This window comes from Paenibacillus sp. RRE4, from assembly GCF_031844205.1.
Classification (GTDB): Bacteria; Bacillota; Bacilli; order Paenibacillales; family Paenibacillaceae; genus Paenibacillus; species Paenibacillus xylanexedens_B.
The window spans coordinates 12,692-27,769 of sequence record NZ_JAUZUT010000008.1 but is presented as its reverse complement, the minus strand read 5'-3'; the positions used below and the strand labels follow the sequence as shown (position 1 = coordinate 27,769).

Sequence of the window (15,078 nt, the reverse complement as noted above, 5' to 3'; positions counted from 1 at the left end):
TATCACGAATGGACTAGCAATGATCCTTTTGATAATGGTGGGAGAACAAATGCTGGTTGTCCAAAACATAATGTTGCCTATAATACTCCAATGGATGTCACATGGGAAGGTGATTTAGAAGAAGAAAAAGAAATTGACGTTACACCTGATACTACCCTAACCATTGGCCAGACCAAACAGATGGTAGCCAAAGTAAAGACCAAAGGCTATGGATCCACAACGTGGAGTGAGGGGGTCGATGTATCTGGCAGGGAGACGGAGATTAAATGGTTTTCTTCGGACGAAGCGGTTGCGAGCATTGAACTTAAGACAGGTATGTTAAAAGCAGAGAGCCCTGGAACGGTTACGGTACGTGCAATCTGGAACAATGGTACATATCTTATTTCGGATACAGCTACCGTTACCGTGACGTCTGAACCGGGACTGGTTGTGAACCTGCCCAATGCCTGCAAATCCACGACAACGCCATTACAGGCGGAAGCGGTCCTTACCAAATCGGATCGAAGTATTCATAAATTGACGGTGCATCCCAAATTGACGTGGAGCAGCTCGAATGCTTCTGTGGCGACAATCGGTGCCGATGGCAAAATTACAACAAAGGGCATTGTGGGTACTACGATCATCAAAGCTCATTTCCTGGATACCACCCAGCGTATAGATGAACAGGCTGAACAGGAGCTTGAGGTCAAGGAATGCTCTACTGGCGGAGGTGGAGGAGACACGGGCGGTGAAGATCCAGGAAACGATCCTGCGAATGCTTGTCCGGTTAGCATCAGTCCACCAAGTCGAGGCGCAGTCCTTGAAGCTAAAGTGATGGACCCTTCGGTTCAAGGGGTGCTCAGAGCAGATATCCGGGGTGCCGAGAAGTTTGATGTTACACGTGGGATCCCAACGTCGGAAGATCTGTATGCAAATGTTCTCGCCAAGGGGTATTTGTTTCAGCACCGATGGGTGAACATGACGGGCACAGTGACCTATGATGTTAAAGTCAAGAAGACGTATCATAAAACGTGGACAATACCAGGACGACCCTCTCGCGGTGAGGGAGATCCAGGCACACAACCAGAGCCCAAAGAACGTGATGTGCCAGGTGATCAATCGATGCGAGTAACAAGGGGATATAGTTACTGGCAGATTGATAACTTAGAGGTTTACAAATTAAATGAAGCCAAGGTGTCTAACTATGCGCTTGGTGGTTACGGAGGTATGGTTACGCTGACACCAAATTCATACACACCTCCAACTTTGCAATCCATGACGGACAATGCTGTGCAGAGCCATGTCAAACCTTCGCCATGCCGCGAGATTGATCTGGGTACCCAAACTGTCCCGGGTGGTTCCACTGAACCGCCTACGCCGAATGAAACTTCACTTTTTCAAGCAGAAGCAGAAGCGGTGGTTCAAGAGAATATGGTTAACAATGACAAAGTGGTTTTTAATGGTGCGACTATTATGAATAATAGCCCGGCCCAGAAGGAAGCCCCCAGACCTGAAATGATTCCGCAGCCTCATATGATCGGGGATGATGTGTTATATCAGAACAGATTAACCATTCAGAACACACTGATGAACAAAGCAGATCAGCCGAGCACGGGTGAGATATTCTACGGACTACTGCCTGAAAACGTAAACGGTGGACAAAATCAGCGGTTTTCAATTCCCGGAATCAATCCGGTGACGGTACATACACCCGTGGTTAACTATGCTTGGGTTTCGGATGACCAGCCGCATAACCAGAAAACAAAGCCAGATCCTATGCGGGCGGCGTTAATTCTGGAGCGTCCATTCCTGGTTCGTATCCCCACGTCAGGACAACATCTAGATGGAGCACGTTATCCAGGTTACGGAAATCGCGATTACGGGAAGTATTTTCGCAGTAAACAGGTGCGTTTCCCGTTCGATGTTTACACGGATGGCAAAAGTAGCTTTATTCCAGCCAAAACCTGGGTCGATATTCCCGTCAATCAGCTGGATACTACCTTTGTGCTTCCTGTCTGGATCGATGAAGGCGACTATCAGATTGAGTTCCGCAACACCGCAGAGAATGCACCCATGCAGTTCACAGAACAACCTGATGCGAATACGGATCTGGCACATCATGTCGCAACGGATACGGTAGCTGTGGAGGTCATAGGGCGATTGTATGATTTTCGAATCACAGATATCGCGGACTATCATTGGGAGAAGGTGTTTCGTCAACGACCAGGAAGTCCCGAGCCTACGGGTGTTAACTACTGGACAGGAACAAATGAAATTGATGGAGATCCGAGGGGCAATTTGGTTCCGTTTGTTTTGCCAATCCGCCCAGGTAGCCACCCTGTGCAGGGATACCGCAATGTTGCTGTGAAGACAGGTTATCACTTTAAGTTTGATGTGAAGACCAAGGGGAATATGTTTGGCAAACAGGATGGTATCCGAATCACACCAACCTTCTTTTATATCCCCAAAGACGGAACCAAGAGGCAGGAAGTAGATTTGTACTACCATCGAGGGCAGCAACAACTTATCCGTATTGGATCTGCACAGGATGTTGAGAAGCGTTATGTAGTGCTGAACGCAAGGCTACGAAACGTGTCTGGAATGGAACTCAGCGATACAGCACGCTATCAGTACATCAATGAATGGACACCAGAAGATCGACAGTTGTATACACTGGATCAGGCAATGGTTCGGTTTGTAACCCAGACGTCGCATCGTCAAACCTGGATAGGCAGGTACGATTGGATGATTCTCCCGTCACAGATTCGTACACTTATGGGCCCCAAAACGGACCTTCCTTCCGGGGTGGATGTAGATCGGGCGAATGCCGCCATACAGCGCTGGTACGGAGAATATAGTCTGCCAGCGGATGTATACGCCGTTCCCAAAGGCACGAATCTGGAGCGTCTGGCCAGAGAAACTTTGCTGGATGACAAGGCTGCTGTATTTTTGCAAGATGGTTACATCGTGGTGAACTTTAATCTGGAAACGTTACAAAATGGCAATACACTTGCGCCTCATCTGCAATATATGCACGCGCCATTAATGAATCAATGGCAATTGGAAGGTTATAACCTCAGTCCAGTGGATGAACAGGCGATAAGATGGCCGATGAGAGATGGAGATGTGGTGTGGTATCATGCGGATCAATCCAGCCGTGATGATTTTCAAGCTCAGGTACCTCATTAGAGAGAAACGACGGGTTTGAGATAAAAGTAGAAGCTTTATATAAGAAGTAGCCGTGATGTGAGTCTGCGTCACGGCTACTTCTTTTTTTGTATAGGCAGATTATGCTTGATCCGATGAACGGGTATAAAGGGTAAAGAGCACTTTACAATTTTCGTTACACATCCTGCATACTGCGCTCTACATTCCGTATTAGATGACTAACTTACTACGCTCACCGAGAGGGGAACAAATATGATTGATGATACTCAGCAACAGCAACAGCAAATCACCCGGAAAACAGACATAGCTCCGATCACCAGTACATATGAAGGGACAGACCTGGGGGTTACCATTCAACCGAACTTCTGCTCCTTCAAAGTTTGGTCTCCAACCGCGATTCAAATGGAACTAGTTCTGTATCCACCCCTCACAGGTGGAAGTCCCGATGACTTCCCGAACGCATTGAAGCAAAGCGCTATTTCAATGCATTCCGGTGAACAGGGTGTGTGGGTTATAGAAGTGGAAGGGGATTTACGAGGTTATCGCTATATGTTCAAGCCAACTTTTGCAGATGGAGCTTCAACAATCGCGGTTGATCCTTACGCGCGGGTCGTAACCATGAACGGAGAGATGGGCGTTATTGTGGACATGCAAGAGACTCACCCTGAGGGCTGGCAACAGGATGAACGTCCCGAATTGAGTCATCCCACGGATGCTGTCCTGTATGAGCTACATGTTCGGGATTTCTCCGTTCATGCTTCTTCCGGGATTGCGAACAAAGGAAAGTATCTGGCGTTCACCGAGACCGGGCTTCGAGATGTAGCAGGCAATACGCTTGGAGTCGATCATTTGATTGAGCTGGGCATTACGCATGTACACCTGTTGCCTGTATTTGATTTTGCTACGGTAGACGAGGCGAATGTAGATGATGATCCTAAGGAAGCTTCTAACTATAATTGGGGTTATGATCCGCTACATTACAATGTTCCGGAAGGCTCATATGCATCCCGCGCAGATGAACCTGAGACGCGAATTCGTGAATTCAAGTCCATGGTGCTTGCACTTCATCGTAAAGGGATAGGTGTCATTATGGATGTCGTGTACAACCACACGTTTGATACAGCCGAGAGTTCATTTGAGAAGCTGGTTCCCGGGTATTATTATCGTCAGCATGCCGATGGAACTTACAGTAACGGTTCAGGCACAGGCAATGAAGTAGCAACAGAACGAGCTATGGTTCGCAAATTTATCATCGATTCGGTGCGGTTCTGGGCAGAGGAATATCATGTGGACGGTTTTCGTTTTGATCTGATGGGGCTGATCGATGTTACCACGATGAAACAGCTCGCATCGGAGCTTCATAATCAGGTATCCCCTTCCATCTTGTTATACGGCGAACCTTGGGGAGCAATGGATTCTCCATTGGGTAATGAGATGACCCTGAAAGGAACACAGCGGGGAGCAGGATTTGCCGTGTTTAACGATAATTTTCGTGGTGTCATTAAAGGAGACAGTGATGGGGACGGAAAAGGCTTTGCAACAGGTGAAGACGGGAAAGAAGCGGAGTTATGGACAGGCGTGCAAGGTTCTATTCATGATTTTACGGAAGGACCCGCTGAGACCATTAATTATGTAACCGTACATGACAATCTTAATCTGTGGGATAAGGTGGCGCGCACGCAAGGGTTACAAGACAAGCTGGGCTTTCTGACGTATGATGAGGATGGGAGTATCCGGGGGTTCGACAATGTTGAAGAGGCTGTGCGACAGGCTGATCCATATCTTCAGATCGATGCAGCGCATGTGCTCGGAAATGAAACCGTTAGGCGCTGCCTTCTTGCAAACGGTATTGTACTGACCTCACAAGGTGTTCCGCTGATTGCGGCGGGCGATGAGATGTTACGAAGTAAATACGGGGATGCTAACAGCCATGAGAGTGGAGACGTGGTCAACGCCATACATTGGGATCAGAAGCAACGATTTAAGCCGGTATTCGACTATTACCGCGGTTTGATTCGTCTGCGGCGGGAGCATCCTGCTTTTCGCCTGCGTACACGCGAAGCGATTGAGAAGCATGTTCGACTTTTGCAAAAAGGCAAAGGACTTTTAGCATTCGAGCTACAGGGCGTAGCCGTGAATGATGCATGGAAACGAATTATCGTAATCTATAATGCTACCAAAGAGTCACATATGGTCTCTATCCCATCAGGCAAATGGGGAGTGGTTGTTGAAGATGGACAGGCTGGTGTAAATACGCTTCGCACTATCGGGGTTACAGAAAAAGTGGAGGGCAACAATAACATCCACGATCAGAACACTCAGAACACTCAGAGCACTTTGGATAGCAAGAAGAGCGCCCAGAATAGCTCAGACAGTCAAGAGAGTAGGAACAACCAAGCCGATAACAGCAATCAATTACAGGTCAGCATGTTATCCATGACTGTATTGTTTTCGCAGTCTTCTTGAAAAGAATCAGGCTTGCACAAGGGTGGTAATAGGTCTGCCATAAGCAACAACAGGGCAGTAAGCCGTAACGATGTATTTCAATTTAAAAGTCATACAGTCGAACACTCTCTTTGATATCAAAGAGGGTGTTTTTTTGATTCCATAGGTACATACATTGTCAACCGCTGCGCTTGTTTACATATGATAGATGAAAGCGATTGCTCATCAATTGTTTGGAACTAACCGATATGTTGAGTACAGACAACCCCGGGTTGACAAAATACGTCCCACTTCGTAACATCGGGACAATACGAAATTTAGGAAATAAAGGCGGTGGGAACGATGCCCGAATGGACTTCTTTTTGTTATGAAGGCAACGATCTTGGCTTAACTTATACCAGTGCTGCGAGTACGTTCAAAGTATGGGCGCCTACAGCACAGTTGGTCCATATATTAGTTTTTGAAAATGAGGGGCAGTATAACGATCTTGGCGAGGTTACCCATCATGAGGATGGTCAGGCATTTGAGATGACACGTGACCCGGACGGGATCTGGCAACGGACTCTTTCGGACGATTGGGCAGGACACTTTTATATGTATCGCATCGTTCATCATGATCAAGAGGTAGAAATAGTAGCGGACCCTTATGCCAGAGCAGTTACAGCCAATGGGCAGCGGACGGCGATCATTGATCTGAATAGGACTGATCCAGAGGGATGGGATCAAGATGTAAAGCCCGCCTTTGTAAGCCCGGTTGATGCGATAATCTATGAACTGCACATACGAGACTTCTCTTCCGATCCTCAGGCCGAACTTCCGTACAAAGGAAAGTATATGGCTTTTACGGCTACCGGGCTTACCGATGAGGCAGGCAATCGAATTGGCGTCGATCATTTGGTTGAACTGGGGATTACCCATGTACATCTGCTGCCTGTGGCCGATTACCAGACGGTAAATGAACTCGCAGTAGCGAACACCGATCCAACGGCCAAAGTACCCTATAACTGGGGCTATGATCCGCAACACTATAATGTACCTGAGGGTTCCTATTCGACGAATCCACGAGATCCTGCTGTTCGTATTCGGGAGTTCAAAGCGATGATTCAGTCCTTGCATCAGCAAGGGATCCGTGTTGTGCTTGATGTCGTGTACAACCATACGTACAGTGTGGAAAAAGGCCCTTTTGAGCGAATCGTGCCAGGTTACTTCTATCGTTATTATGAAGATGGTACACTGAGCAACGGTTCAGGTGTAGGTAATGAACTGGCAACAGAACGTCCTATGGTACGAAAATATATTCTGGATTCCTTACGCTATTGGGCAGAAGAATATCATATTGACGGATTCCGGTTTGATCTGATGGCACTGATTGATCTGGATACGATGAGTGAGCTTACTCGTCAGTTAAAAGAAGAGATAGACCCTACCTTTCTGATCTATGGAGAGCCGTGGATGGGAGGCGACTCTCCGCTGGTTCGTCAAACCCTGAAGGGAACACAAAGAGGCAAAGGATTTGCTGTATTCAATGATCATTTTCGCGGTGCGATTAAAGGGGACAGTGACGGTAGCGGTAGAGGATTCGTGACAGGTGCCGGCGGCTTGGAATATGAAATTGGCAAAGGTGTCGCAGGAGCACTGGATGACTTCGCCTCATCCCCCGCCGAAACCGTTAATTATGTGACCGCTCATGATAACCTGAACCTCTGGGATAAAATGGCTACCTCGCTCCATCTTCGACATGATCTGGGCTTTCCTGTATGGAAAGACGGGCAGCCTGTGGAGGGGGGCAGTGCCGAGTCGGCGGTGAAGGCTTCAGATCCGTATCGATATGTCGATAAAGCAGATGTATTGCATAATGAAATGGTTCGCCGTTCCCTTCTTGCATCGGGCATCCTGCTTACTTCACAGGGAATACCGTTTCTACATGCCGGTGATGAGATGTTAAGATCCAAGGCTGGAGATCATAACAGTTATCGAAGCGGTGATGCGGTAAATACGATCACTTGGGCCAATAAAGCCCGATTCAGACCTGTATTTGACTATTACCGTGGGCTGATCCACTTGCGGCGCACCCATCCGGCGTTCCGTATGATTGAGACCGAACAGGTTCGCAGACATCTTCGCTTCGTTCGGATGGATGGAAACGTTGTTGCATATGTTCTTGAACATGGAGCAAACGAAGACTCATGGCATCGGATTATGATCATTTATAACGGCTCAGAGGAACCTCAGACCATACACCTAGATGAAGGGGAATGGAAGGTTGTTGTAAATCATCACACCGCTGGAACCGACGTGATCGAGACGGTTACGGGCGAGGTTCAGGTGGAACGTTGGTCGCTTATGGTTCTGTACGACAAGGAGCTTACCACCCAGTCAGAACCGGCTGCACTGGAAATCGTTCTTCCGCGCAGGGTATTTGCTCCGCAGGAAACTTCTCAGCTACGGGCGACGGTGAGGGATCATATCGGCAATGTATTGGAAAATGTACCTGTGGTATGGAACTCTTCTGATCCAGACATGGTTTGTATAGAAAAAGATGGCACTATCCGTACGTTGAGTCGTGGTGTAGTGTCAATCACGGCAAGCGTCGGTTCGATCACAACGTCTTGTACCGTTCAGGTTGATATCCGCTACGCTGAGCGAATCGAGATCATAGGTGAACCAGTGCTATATACAACTCGAGTTAGTCGTTTTCGTGCGTTGGTGCTGGATCAATATGGGCAACCCCTTACAGATGCTCATATTCGCTGGAGTTCCGTTCATTCGGATGTAGCTGCCGTAAGCCACGCGGGAATCGTGAGGGCGCTGACTTCGGGGAAGTCCATGATCATCGCAGAAGTAGGCTCCATTCGTGCGGCATATGCGGTTACGGTTCACCGATACCTGTCACGAACCGTAACCATCTGTTACGAGCGAGTTGATGGCTGTTATGATGGCTGGGATGTTTGGGTATGGGGAACGGGTATGGAGGATGGAGCCATTCGCTTGGAGCGGGCAGGCAACGTTGCAGAAGCACGGTTCCGCGTAGCTCCCGGTTTGCATCATCTGGGTTTTGTCATCAGGCTGAATGAGTGGGAGGCCAAGGACACTTGCGGAGATCGCTATGTAGATATCATGCCTGAGGACGGTGACGTGCAGATTATGGTGCAAAGTGGGTCAGACGATATGCAGATTGTGCGAGCAAATCCTGAAAAGGATAATCTGAGCAGTGCATGATCTGTGCTACTCTGTAATGTTTTGAACAGGAAATTCGTTTCATCACTCCAAGCACTACCAATCCTACAGTCGGAAGGAATTCCGGCTGTTTTCTTATACTCCAAAACACATATAATTACAAAAAAAGGATAAAAATCTCCAGCTTTATGTTTTAGATGCTGGATCATTGGGGTAAATATAGATATGGCCCAACATATGGCCTCAGAAAAAAGACCGTTTCGGTCTATGAGAGAAGCCGTAGAGCTTGCCAACAAACCAAAGTAGGGATCCCTTGAAGGAGGATGTTCAACCATGAAATCCAACGGAAAAATGGCTCAACTTACAGCAACGCCAAGAACGGAAAAGAAAGGTGCAGCACTGCGCCTGTTAAGACAAGGTGGACGAGTTCCTGCCGTAGTATACGGACCAGGACAAGAAGGCGCCGCCATACATGTGGATGAAAAAGAAATGCTGAAAGTGGCTCGTACAGGCCGCTCCGAGATGTTTAACCTTAATGTGGAGGGCGGAAAAACCGTTCCCGTACTGATCAAGGATCAGCAGGAGCGTAACGGACGTCTGCTACATGTTGACTTTTTGCAAATTTCGAAAAATAAACCGATTAGCGTTAGCGTATCGATCGATTTCCAAGGTACTGCTGCTGGTTCCAAAGCAGGCGGTGTCTTCCAGACGCAAGAAACGCAACTGGAGGTTGAAGGTTTGCCAGCAGATCTGCCAACTTCGATCGAAGTCGACGTCAGTGGTCTGGAAATTGGTGACCGCTTGACAGCAGGCGATATTAAACTGGATAAAGGATTGACGCTCGTGACATCACCAGATTCTATCGTGGCTTCGGTTATGCCGCCGCAAGCCGTTGAGGAGGAACCAACTGCTTCTGCTGATGAAGCGGCTCCAGAAGCAGAAGAGGCTCAATCTGCAGAAGAATAGGCGAACGCTGGAATTTTCAAAATTCCGCGTTAAATCAGTTCCAAGCTCAGTCCACTTCTTGTGGGCTGGGCTTTTTCATATGGATTTAAGGGTCATATTTGTGGTACAACGTGAAGATAGATGAAATCGAAAAGAAAGCAGGTTTGCCCTATGTTTGACCCCACCGTATACGATAATTTAAAAGTAGCCTTCGAGAATTACCTCTATGACCTGGACAATCTGGATGAGAGCATTCACATTACCCATCGCAGGGATCAATTAGAAATGGCAAGCATGTCCCGAGAATTCTCCTTGCAGTTCTGCCTGAGAGATCATACTGCTGTGACTGCTGAAGTGGTACTGAAAAGTTCCCTACAGGCTATAGCCGCAGAGATTCTGGAGACCCCAGGCAATCATCCCGGCTGTGAACTCGAGCTTCGCTTTGCGTGGGTAACCAAAGAACTGGAGCCAGGTTGTCACGACGTCCAGTCGATTATGCAGGAAAATTGGCCCGATCAGCGAATAGTGCAGCATATCCACTATCTTTTTGGAGAAGCTCCGGTATCCTTCAACGTTTCTGCCAGTGTCTATTTTGATCGGAAGGTGAACGAGGAGCAGATGCACGATATTCCGGTATTATGTGATTGTATGGTTCACGTGCTGGACAAGTTGAAAGAAATCAACTAATAAAAATATACAAATAAAACTTTTTGAAGCCTTGTCTCGTCTGGAGACCAGGGCTTTTTTTGTATTTTTTTTAGATATTTGTATAGGCTTTCAGGCTTAGGAAAATCAGATTTTGGGTTATTAATTTACGCAAGCAAGTAAGAGAATGTATATTTAGAGAGGGGAAAAGTGCAATTGGACTATAAATAAATGGTGAAATTGCGAAAAAATATTTGGGACTAAAGATTTAGATATGAACTAAAGGAACTAGTTTTCCTTGCCGATAAAATATCGAAGGGGAGAAACTACATGACAGAGAAATTAATTCGTCTGCTGCGTATACTTCAGGCTATACAAGCTAATCCCGGAATCTCTGCAAAGGAATTGGCGCTGAAATGTGGTACAACGGTGCGCACAATCTATCGCGATCTCAGGATTTTGGACAGGGTTGCTCCCATAATGAACGAAGGATATGGAAAGGGTTATCGATTTATCGGTGATTTTGCCATGTATCCTTTAGATTTTACCGAACAGGAAGCTATGCTTTTCTGCATGCTTCCGGCCTTAGTCGATACTACAAAATTACCTACTGAATTTGATTCAGCATTTGATAAGGTTATATCGGCACATACCAAACTAAAAACAAGGAACAGTGAAATTGTGGAAAATATTGCAGGCATTATTCGGATGGGGATACCTGCTTACCGTGAAGAGGGAAAGGATCCAAACTTGTTAATTCCAATTATTGAAGCGATTTTAGATGGACGGACGATTCGAGCGCAATATCACACGCTCGCCAATAACGAGATTACGGTTAGGCAGATAGACCCTTATTATCTCGTACCGCGTGATCAACGTTTTTATCTTATTGGGTACTGTCATCTACAGCAGAAAGTTCGATTGTTTCGCATTAGCCGCTTCCTGGATGTGATACGAACCAATACTGCATTTGATATGGGCGACTTCAATATCACTCAGTATATGAAGAATACTTGGTCTGTTGACCGAGGGGACGAGCATATTCATTTTAAGGTAAGATTCTCCGAAAAGGTGGCCCCTTACATAAAAGAAGAAGAGATGTTTGTTCGTCCACGAATGACAGATCTTGTGGATGGTGGTTTGTTATTTGAAGTAACACTGAATAGCAGTCGTGAATTTTTGCAATGGTTATATCAGTTCGGTGCTGAGGCTGAGGTACTTGAACCTCGCGAGTACCGGAGAGAGATTCGCAAACAACTTTTGGAATGGTTGGAGCACTATAAAGATGAAGAGGCTTTATAGCTGTACGTCAAGGAATATCTGGAAAAAGGAGCAATCGTATGAGTAACAAAATTTTTGCCGCTTTGATGGGCATGGAAAACTATCATGGAGCAGAGGTCCTGCATGTGGGGGATACGCTGTATCTTGTAAAGGACCCGGATAATCGCTTGGATCATCAAGCCATTAAAGTGGTTATCCCCCCGATAGGAGAGGTGGGGTATATCGTAAACCATGCTGCTATGGTACCTCATGGATGCTGGACTGGCGTGGGATTCTACGATGCCTTTTACCAACAAACTTGTGCAAAAGTAAGATTTATGATGAAGGATATGGTCATTATTGAACTGATTGAAATCATGCATGTACCTGTATCTCAGATGGACTCTATTATTACGGAATGGCAGTTCCGTGAGAAAGCCTGAACAAGAAAAAAGGCTCATGAACGGATGAGCCTTGTGTAAGCTGCCTCCAAGTAGAGAGCGGTTCTTGACCAACTGAAATGAGAACTTGCCGTTTCGCGGCCGCTTTTTCCCATGGATTGCACAAGATCAGGTCGGGTGGCCAATTGATGCAAGGATGAAGCAAACTGCTTAGGTTGCTTATACTCTGATATCAAGTATCCGTTCATTCCCGAATGGATAATCTCCCGGATACCTCCATTATCCGAAGCGATGACAGGAATACCGGAGGCCATAGCTTCTACATTCACCAAGCCAAAGGCCTCGTGGTTCTGTGAAGGACAGGCCAGACAGTCGACACTTCGATAGAGCTGATCAATCTGTTCATGATTCATCTGCCCTAAAAAGGCGGCATGTACGTTATGTTTTTGCGTCAGTTTACGTAATGAGCGCACATACTTTGGAGGGCCCTTGCCTGCAATGACCAGCTGGACAGGTACTTGCTTTTGTGCTAAAGCAATAGCACGAATTAGAATATCGATCCCTTTGCCAGGGATGATTCTGCCTGCATACAGGACTGTGAAACGTTCAGTAATTCCAAACTTCTCTCGCAAGTGAAGCCGCTCTTCATTGCTGGCAGCGGGTCGGAAACGGTCAAGATCTGTACCTAGTGGAACGACATTCAACCGTTTTGCCAAGGCAGGGAAACGGTGGCTGAGTCTACGCTTCAATGACTGGCTGTTCACGGCAATACAATCCGCCTTTTTCAGCATAGACAGTTTCCCTGGTCCGGGTTGAGCGAAGGTAAGTGAGTGTAGATAGAGGATAACAGGTGTTTGCGGAAAAGCTTGTTTAATGGCAGCCATGCTGTAAGGTCTGTTATCCACTTGAATTACATCAACATCGAGTGTACGAAGCAACCGAATAACTGACCGGGTATAATCTACGACGCTGGATGCAGAGGTTCGCTGAATCGTTATCTGTCCGATCTGTTGAATTGCCGGCAAACCTTTAATTTGACGGCTTACAATGGTGACCTGATGACGGCGGGCAAGTTCGTGTGCGATCCCTAATATACAGATTTCCACGGAACCATTGCCAGGCAGTGGTAACTTCTCTGGTGCAACCAGAACGATCTTCATGAATCCACTCCTCCTTGTCCGACATGTTCATGACACATTTCATGCATTGTATGTTAGAGGTGGATATTTGGCTCCTGTGAGACATATATTGGATCATGCAAATGACATGGAATATAATACAGCCTGGCTGGATGCAAATCGACACTGCTTTTGTGATATACTGTACAGGGTTCAACTAGCGTGTATTGCATAGAAGCAGGAGGAAGATGATGTTACGTTCAATGCTGGGTCGTTTCCGGCTGATGTTATGGTTACAGGGGATTTCATATGTATTGCTCTTGTTTGTTGCGTTTCCCCTTCGGGATGCAGGAGTTATGCCCCAAGCGGTGACTTGGTTCGGGAACCTGTATGGTTTTCTTTTTCTAATGCACCTTTTGTTTATGGTATCTTTATACACAACTCAGAAGTGGCGTTTGCGCCGTCCCATTGCGCTATTCTTCATTTCGTTTATACCGCTGGGCAATATGATTTATGATTTTTTTGTTTTTCGAAAATTGGCCCTTAACACTGAAAATAAAGCTTGACTTCATTTTATGTTATGAAATATGATGTATACAGGTTATTCACCGGTTTCAACTAAAACTACATATTCCTGTTAAAGGGGAGTAGCTTTTACAGTAAAGTCGTCAATTCGGGATCACATCCCCGGCTTTATTGGCAGCAATTTGTTGTTAGCGAGACCTTTACCAAGTTTTCACGCTCGGTAAAGGTCTCTTTTTGTGGTTATAAAAGGATCTTTACCAGCGATGGTAAAGATCCTTTTTTTTGTACATCATAAGCATATTAAGGAGGAGTCAATGTTGGATGCAGCACTGTTATTAGAATACGGGTGGGTACTTTTAGTCCTTGTTGTTCTTGAAGGATTACTGGCAGCAGATAATGCTCTGGTACTCGCAATTATGGTAAAACATTTACCTGAAGAAAAGCGTAAAAAAGCATTGTTTTATGGTTTGATGGGGGCTTTTGTTTTCCGTCTCGGGTCGTTATTCCTTATCTCATTCCTTGTGGATGTGTGGCAGGTTCAAGCGATCGGGGCATTGTACCTTCTGTACATTTCGATAAATCATATCGTCAAAAAGATATGGAGTGGTCGAAATAAAACAGACGAAGCAGCCGACGATGCGCCAAAAAAACCGAAGAAACAATCCGGATTCTGGATGACTGTATTTAAGGTTGAAGTGGCAGATATTGCTTTTGCAGTAGATTCAATCTTAGCAGCTGTTGCTTTGGCAGTTGCATTGCCACCAAGCGGCTTGCCGCCAATTGGCGGCTTGGATGGTGGACAGTTCATTGTCATCTTCCTCGGCGGTTTTATCGGGCTCGTTATCATGCGTTTTGCAGCATCGTTTTTCGTCAAATTGCTTCATTCGCGTCCGGGTCTTGAAGTTGCTGCTTTTGTAATTGTGGGTTGGGTAGGGGTTAAGCTGTCCGTAATTACTCTGGCGCACCCTTCCTTGGGCGTACTGGATGAGCATTTCCCGGAAAATAAAATATGGAAAATCGGTTTTTACGTTGTACTGATCACGATTGCGGTATGTGGATGGTTCCTTTCATCCAAAGTGCCTGAGAAGGAAGATGAGAATCCTGTGGAAGAATTGCAAGAACAGGCTAAACTCTAAGGTCATGATCAAGAGAATATTGTTTGCCTGATGATTATGACAGGAACAGCGGTGAATAACCTAAAATGATGAAAAAGAGGAGGATGTCCCCGGACAACCTCCTCTTTTTCATCATTCGTTAGAACATAAGAATGCATTAATTTCCAAGAAAAGGGTTGACATTTGAAAAGATGTGCTATTAATATATACATATCAATGATGAAGGGAGGCCGAGAGACATGACGTTAGGTTATGAATTGAATCTAGGACACAGAAGCATCGACACAATTGTATATCCGG

The 15,078-nt window shown here is 46.2% G+C and carries 10 protein-coding genes; 9 read left to right on the top strand and 1 reads right to left on the bottom strand.

Going from position 1 to position 15,078, the window contains the following annotated elements:
* Positions 1 to 90 precede the first annotated feature (90 nt).
* The 7 genes from Q9R46_RS23785 (at position 91) to Q9R46_RS23755 (ending at position 12,062) form a co-directional block, all read left to right on the top strand.
* A complete protein-coding gene (locus Q9R46_RS23785; protein ID WP_311282044.1) occupies positions 91 to 3,168 on the top strand; it encodes a DUF5704 domain-containing protein in 3,078 nt (1,025 codons plus the stop codon).
* A 231-nt stretch (positions 3,169 to 3,399) separates the two neighbouring features.
* A complete protein-coding gene (pulA, locus tag Q9R46_RS23780) occupies positions 3,400 to 5,613 on the top strand; it encodes a type I pullulanase (protein ID WP_311282043.1) in 2,214 nt (737 codons plus the stop codon).
* A gap of 321 nt (positions 5,614 to 5,934) precedes the next feature.
* Positions 5,935 to 8,811: a type I pullulanase gene (pulA, locus tag Q9R46_RS23775; protein WP_311282042.1), complete on the top strand. Its 2,877-nt coding sequence runs from the start codon at positions 5,935 to 5,937 to the stop codon at positions 8,809 to 8,811.
* Positions 8,812 to 9,102: 291 nt separating this feature from the next.
* Positions 9,103 to 9,735, top strand: coding sequence for a 50S ribosomal protein L25 (locus Q9R46_RS23770; RefSeq protein WP_145332627.1), 633 nt, complete (start codon positions 9,103 to 9,105; stop codon positions 9,733 to 9,735).
* A gap of 150 nt (positions 9,736 to 9,885) precedes the next feature.
* Positions 9,886 to 10,401: a hypothetical protein gene (locus tag Q9R46_RS23765; protein ID WP_311282041.1), complete on the top strand. Its 516-nt coding sequence runs from the start codon at positions 9,886 to 9,888 to the stop codon at positions 10,399 to 10,401.
* 288 nt (positions 10,402 to 10,689) lie between these two features.
* On the top strand, positions 10,690 to 11,661 hold the full coding sequence (locus Q9R46_RS23760; protein ID WP_311282040.1) for a helix-turn-helix transcriptional regulator: 972 nt from the start codon (positions 10,690 to 10,692) through the stop codon (positions 11,659 to 11,661).
* 38 nt (positions 11,662 to 11,699) lie between these two features.
* Positions 11,700 to 12,062: an HIRAN domain-containing protein gene (locus Q9R46_RS23755; RefSeq protein WP_311282039.1), complete on the top strand. Its 363-nt coding sequence runs from the start codon at positions 11,700 to 11,702 to the stop codon at positions 12,060 to 12,062.
* A 14-nt stretch (positions 12,063 to 12,076) separates the two neighbouring features.
* Here the strand turns inward: Q9R46_RS23755 and Q9R46_RS23750 are convergent, their stop codons facing one another.
* Complete coding sequence (locus Q9R46_RS23750; RefSeq protein ID WP_311282038.1) at positions 12,077 to 13,180, bottom strand: glycosyltransferase family 4 protein; 1,104 nt, start codon at positions 13,178 to 13,180, stop codon at positions 12,077 to 12,079.
* Positions 13,181 to 13,386: 206 nt separating this feature from the next.
* Between Q9R46_RS23750 and Q9R46_RS23745 the strand changes: the two genes are divergently transcribed.
* Entirely contained in the window at positions 13,387 to 13,704 is a 318-nt protein-coding gene (locus Q9R46_RS23745; protein ID WP_311282037.1) for a DUF3817 domain-containing protein, read from the top strand.
* A gap of 276 nt (positions 13,705 to 13,980) precedes the next feature.
* Positions 13,981 to 14,799, top strand: coding sequence for a TerC family protein (locus Q9R46_RS23740; protein WP_145332912.1), 819 nt, complete (start codon positions 13,981 to 13,983; stop codon positions 14,797 to 14,799).
* Positions 14,800 to 15,078 lie beyond the last annotated feature (279 nt).

Coding starts and splice junctions, on each gene's coding strand:
- Q9R46_RS23750 (WP_311282038.1), bottom strand. CDS start 13,180: ATGAAGATCGTTCTGGTTGCACCAGAGAAGTTACCACTGCCTGGCAAT.
- Q9R46_RS23785 (WP_311282044.1), top strand. CDS start 91: ATGGATGTCACATGGGAAGGTGATTTAGAAGAAGAAAAAGAAATTGAC.
- pulA (WP_311282042.1), top strand. CDS start 5,935: ATGCCCGAATGGACTTCTTTTTGTTATGAAGGCAACGATCTTGGCTTA.
- Q9R46_RS23755 (WP_311282039.1), top strand. CDS start 11,700: ATGAGTAACAAAATTTTTGCCGCTTTGATGGGCATGGAAAACTATCAT.
- Q9R46_RS23765 (WP_311282041.1), top strand. CDS start 9,886: ATGTTTGACCCCACCGTATACGATAATTTAAAAGTAGCCTTCGAGAAT.
- Q9R46_RS23745 (WP_311282037.1), top strand. CDS start 13,387: ATGATGTTACGTTCAATGCTGGGTCGTTTCCGGCTGATGTTATGGTTA.
- Q9R46_RS23770 (WP_145332627.1), top strand. CDS start 9,103: ATGAAATCCAACGGAAAAATGGCTCAACTTACAGCAACGCCAAGAACG.
- pulA (WP_311282043.1), top strand. CDS start 3,400: ATGATTGATGATACTCAGCAACAGCAACAGCAAATCACCCGGAAAACA.
- Q9R46_RS23760 (WP_311282040.1), top strand. CDS start 10,690: ATGACAGAGAAATTAATTCGTCTGCTGCGTATACTTCAGGCTATACAA.